The organism is Cellulomonas sp. A375-1 (assembly GCF_001040865.1).
Classification (GTDB): Bacteria; Actinomycetota; Actinomycetes; order Actinomycetales; family Cellulomonadaceae; genus Cellulomonas; species Cellulomonas gelida.
This window is the reverse complement of the sequence record NZ_LFKW01000106.1, coordinates 1-4,071: the sequence shown is the minus strand read 5'-3', so window position 1 is coordinate 4,071 and position 4,071 is coordinate 1. Positions and strand designations below refer to the sequence as shown.

The 4,071-nt window shown below is 74.0% G+C and carries 4 protein-coding genes and 1 pseudogene; all 5 read left to right on the top strand.

What is annotated here, in order from left to right; all coding sequences use genetic code 11:
- Positions 1–376 precede the first annotated feature (376 nt).
- Positions 377–688, top strand: a complete 312-nt coding sequence (locus CWIS_RS11500) for a WXG100 family type VII secretion target (RefSeq protein ID WP_048343440.1) — start codon at positions 377–379, stop codon at positions 686–688.
- Between the two features lie 14 nt (positions 689–702).
- On the top strand, positions 703–987 hold the full coding sequence (locus CWIS_RS11495; protein ID WP_048343439.1) for a WXG100 family type VII secretion target: 285 nt from the start codon (positions 703–705) through the stop codon (positions 985–987).
- Between the two features lie 147 nt (positions 988–1,134).
- Positions 1,135–1,551 (top strand): hypothetical protein, encoded by a 417-nt coding sequence (locus tag CWIS_RS11490; protein WP_141370860.1) that lies wholly within the window; start codon positions 1,135–1,137, stop codon positions 1,549–1,551.
- A complete protein-coding gene (locus CWIS_RS11485; RefSeq protein WP_048343437.1) occupies positions 1,548–2,897 on the top strand; it encodes a S8 family serine peptidase in 1,350 nt (449 codons plus the stop codon). Before CWIS_RS11490 ends, CWIS_RS11485 begins: the two co-directional genes overlap by 4 nt.
- A pseudogene (locus tag CWIS_RS19780) lies at positions 2,897–4,071 on the top strand (hypothetical protein); the annotation flags it as partial. The gene CWIS_RS11485 and the pseudogene CWIS_RS19780, both read left to right, overlap by 1 nt.

The following is a 4,071-nucleotide window of genomic DNA, read 5'->3' as shown; positions in this document are numbered from 1 at the left end:
CCCGGCGCACGACCGGGACCGTCGCCCCCTTCCCGCTCCAGGCGGCGCTGCACCGCTCGAGCCCCTGCCCGCGGCACCGGCTCGGACCGCCCGCGCCCGGGCGGACCTGACCCCGTTCCGCGGACGACCGCAGCGCGGGACGCGAGCGTCGCCGCGGGCGTCGTCGTGCCGAGGGATGGGACGAACCGTCCCGGCTGCACGGTGCGCAGGTCGACCATCTGGGCGAACAACGTCCACGGAATGGTTCCCGCAGGCGACGACAGGCGGCCAGTTCGGTAGTGTGCCGTCGGTTTCGCGTTGATTCGTCGGGACCGGCGTGGCTCGTCCGGGTCGCGTCCGGCATCGGCCCGGTGGGGTCGGGCATGGGGGAGGTGTCATGGCCGCTGAGGTTTCCGCAGCAGATGGTGCGATCAAGCGCGGCGCGGACGTGGTGGCGCGCACGCGTGGCGAGCTGCAGTCCGAGCTGTCCGCGCTCGAGGGCAAGCTGGCCGGGATCGGGTCGCACTGGCAGGGCCAGGGCGCGGTCGCGTTCAACCAGCTGATGGTGCGTTGGCGTGACGACGCGTCGAAGATCGTCGCCGCGCTCAACGAGTTCGAGGCGAACCTGGTGCAGTCGCAGTCGTCCTACACCGCGTCGGACGACACGCAGTCGTCGACGTTCTCGCGCCTGTCCGGGCGTCTGGGCTGAGGAAGGGGAACGTCATGAGCGACCTGAAGGTGAACTTCGGTGGCCTGTCCACCGCTGCCGCTGACATCCAGAGCGGTGCCTCGCGCATCGAGTCCCGCCTGGGCGAGATGGACCAGTCCCTGCAGCCGCTGCGGGCCAACTGGTCCGGTGAGGCCTCCACGTCCTACGAGGCCGCCCGCGCCAAGTGGACCAGCGCACTGACCGACATGAAGGCCCTGCTGGCCGAGATCGGCCGCGCCGTGGCCACCTCGAACGACGACTACCAGGCCACCGAGCGCGCCAACGCCGCACGCTGGTGACCACCCCGGGCCGTGGCGGACCACCGCCACGGCCCGGCGCCACACCTGCACCACAGCACGCGCCCGTCGCGGCCGGCGGAGCGTGAGCCGCCGCGGCCGGCGCGACGCACCATCGAGCACGGCGACATCGAGCACCACGGGGGGAACATGGCCAGCGGCCTGCGAATCGACGACCTGGACGTCCTGAAGCAGCAGGTCAACGCCCTGCTGAACCAGTTCGACGAGGTCGAGGCAGCGACCGACAAGGCCCGTCGCGTGCGCCTCAACCAGGACAGCTCGACCTGGTCGCCCTTCCCCGCCGCAACCGTGTTCGCCGCGGAGTACCGCGAGCAGCTCGCCAAGATCGAGCGCGAGCTGCGCGGCATTCGCGACGAGCTCGAGAACATGCGGACGGCGCTGGACAAGGGAGCGGCCGACCTGGAGGCCACCGAGGACGAGGTCGCCGCGATCTTCGCGCGCCTCAACACCCTCGCGCTCACGGGCCCTCCCCCCGCCGGACCCGTCGCCCCCGACCTCCCGGTGCGTCCCACGGCGCCTCCAGACGGCAACCGGGTGGCCTGGTGAGCCGACTGCGGGCCGCGACGGGCGCACTCGGCGCCGGTCTGCTGCTGGCTGCGCTCGCCACCCCGGCCTCGGCCACGACGTCGGTCGATCCCGACGACGGCCTCTGGTACTTCACCGCGACCGGGATGAACGAGCGCCACGAGCGCACGACGGGCAAGGGCATCCAGGTCGCCGTCATCGACACCGCGATCAACCCTGACGTCCCCGAGCTGGCAGACGCGGACCTGCACGTCCGTGAGCCCTCGTACTGCGCTGCCGAGACGATGGGCCCGCTCCTGCCCGCGACGTCGGACGACCCCGTCGCCGCGCACGGCACGTCGATGGTCTCCCTCATCGTCGGCAACGGTGAGGGGATCGACGGTGAGCGTGGCGTGCTCGGGGTCGCGCCGGACGCCGAGGTGCACTTCTACTCGAACATGGCGCTGCCCGCAGACGCGGACGTGCGCTGCCCGGCCCCGGACACGAACGCCGCCGCCTGGCAGTTCGGGCAGGCCATCGACCAGGCGGTGCTCGACGGCGCCGACATCATCTCGATCTCCCTGACGACCTCCTCCGGCGTGGACGCGCCCGCGATCGCCCGCGCACTGCACGCCGGCGTGATCGTCGTGGGTGCGCAGCCGTCGGACTTGAACGGCTCGTACCCCGCCGCGTTCAACGGCGTCGTCGCGGTGGACTCGATCGGCCCCGACGGCAAGCTGTGGGACGGCGCGGCCGGCGGGCAGGTCGTCGCCCCCGGGGAGCAGATCCGGCAGTTCACCGAGGCCTTCGACGGCTACCGGGTGACGAACGGCTCGTCGAGCGCGACCGCGTACACGTCCGCGGCGCTCGCCCTGGTCTGGTCGGCCTACCCGGACGCGACGAGCAACCAGATCCTTCAGACACTGGTGCGCAACACCGACGGCGAGGACCACGAGCTGTACTGGGCCGAGGGCTACGGGTACGGCGTCGTGAACGTCCGGCACATGCTCGAGCACGACCCGACGACGTACCCCGACGAGAACCCGCTGCTCGTCGACGACCCGGACGAGACACCCAGCCTCTCCGAGGTCGCCGACCCGACTCCGCTCGCGAGCAGCGAGCCGAGCGCGCCCGCGACGTCGTCTCCCAGTGCCGCGCCCAGCGCCGCGCCGACGACCGCGACCGAGAAGCCCCCCGCCGGCGACGACGCCGCCGGCTCGGCATCGCGCGCCCCGCTGCTCGTGGGTGCCGCGGCGCTGCTCGCGGCGCTGGTCGCGGTCGTCGGCCTCGCGGTCCGCCGCAGCCGCGCGCACCAGGACACCCCGACCGGGCCCGGCGGCCCACCCACCACGCACGAGCCCGGCCCGGACCCACGAGGGGGACAGTGATGACCGAGACCAAGGCAGCAGAGCTCGCCAAGACGCTGCAGGCCGACACGAGCGCCGCGCTGGCGGACTCGGCCGAGCTCGAGTCGCTGCAGGAGCCGCTGCAGGCTGTGAGCACGACTCTCCGGCGGATGTCGAGCGACCTCGGTATCGAGGGCCTGTCCGGCGACGCCGCGAAGGAGAGCCTGGCGAACGTGGCCCGCGCCATGCTCAGCCGGGTCGATGCGCTCGTCGGGATCGCCGGGATCGCGAAGGACGCTGCGGCGGCGATCGCGACCGCGCAGGAGGACTACCGGGGGCTCCCGCGGGGCTACCTCACGTACACCGAGCGGGAACGACTGATCGAGGCAGGCTCGTCGACCGGCCTGCCGTACATCGAGGCCGGGCTGGCTGCTGCGCGCGAGAGCGCCGCCGCCACGGCGGTGACGACCGCGGCGACCACGCTGAACACCCTGACCGGGCTGCTGCCGACGGTCGCGGACCGCAACCGCGAGGAGGACCCCACGGGCCGCACGCCCGGCGGCGGCTCCACCCCTCGGACGCGGACCCCGTACGTCCCCCCGGGTACGAAGGGCCCTGTCCTCTCCGTCCCGGGCGACCCGCGCGACCCTGGCGACGACATCGGCACCCCGCGTGACCCCGGCGGCGACGGGGGCAAGGACGACGACGGCAAGGACGACGGGCCGATCGACGACACGCAGCCCCCGGGCGACAACGACGACGACGGCACTCGCCCCGGGACGGACCCGGGCTCGGATCCTGGCGACGACGGCGACACCCACGGCGACGACCGCCCGGGCCAGGGCACGGTGTACGGGCCGAACCCGGTCACCGGCGGCCCCATCGGCGGCGGTGGGGGCGGTGGTGGCATCGGCGGCGCACCGGGCGGCGGCTCGCTGGGCTCGCACCCGGGGCTCGGGAACTCCACGACCGGCCCCGGTGGCAGCGGGCCCGGAGGTGCCGCAGGTGGTGCTCTCGCCGGCGGTGTGGCTGTCGGCGGAACCGCGCTCGGCGCGTTCGGTGCAGCGCGGTTCGGTGGCGGCGGCGGTCTGGCGGGCCTCGGCGGTGCCGCGACCGGCCAGCTCGGGGGCACCGTGCTCGGCACGTCGGCGGTCCCCGCAGGCGGTGCCGCGGGCGGTGCGGCAGGCGGCGCACGCGGCGGGGCACCCGGGGCGCG

What these genes read in the sequence shown, in the direction of transcription:
- CWIS_RS11500 (WP_048343440.1), top strand. Translation starts at nt 377, where the DNA reads ATGGCCGCTGAGGTTTCCGCAGCAGATGGTGCGATCAAGCGCGGCGCG.
- CWIS_RS11495 (WP_048343439.1), top strand. Translation starts at nt 703, where the DNA reads ATGAGCGACCTGAAGGTGAACTTCGGTGGCCTGTCCACCGCTGCCGCT.
- CWIS_RS11490 (WP_141370860.1), top strand. Translation starts at nt 1,135, where the DNA reads ATGGCCAGCGGCCTGCGAATCGACGACCTGGACGTCCTGAAGCAGCAG.